The organism is Pseudomonas tremae, from assembly GCF_001401155.1.
Taxonomy (GTDB): domain Bacteria; phylum Pseudomonadota; class Gammaproteobacteria; order Pseudomonadales; family Pseudomonadaceae; genus Aquipseudomonas; species Aquipseudomonas tremae.
The window spans coordinates 1-387 of record NZ_LJRO01000054.1 but is presented as its reverse complement, the minus strand read 5'-3'; the positions used below and the strand labels follow the sequence as shown (position 1 = coordinate 387).

Here is a 387-nt window from a genome sequence, read left to right as displayed (position 1 = left end):
GCATGACGTTACTGGCAACGCTGCTTCAGGAGTTTGCCACGCTGAGCCTGTCGATTCTGATCGTTGCGCGACTGTTTCTCGGCGTTTCCCAAGGGCTTATCGGAGTTGGCACTATCAGTTGGTGCATCGGCAAGCTCGGCGCGGAACATACGGCCCGATCAATCTCGTAGAACGGCATCGCGTCCTATGGTGCGATAGCCATTGGTGCACCGCTGGGAGTGATTGTCATCGACGCCGTGGGTTTCAACAGCCTGGGGGGCGCCTTGATCGTGATGGCAGGGCTGGCACTTTGGCTGATCCGCAACAAGCCATCGGTACCGGTCGTAGTCGGTGAGCGCCTGCCCTATTGGTCAGTGTTCGGCCGGATCGCGCCTTATGGTCTGGGAC

1 pseudogene is annotated in these 387 nt (G+C 59.2%); it reads left to right on the top strand.

The window, feature by feature from the left end:
- Window positions 1–387: pseudogene (locus ALO43_RS03825) on the top strand (MFS transporter); the annotation flags it as partial.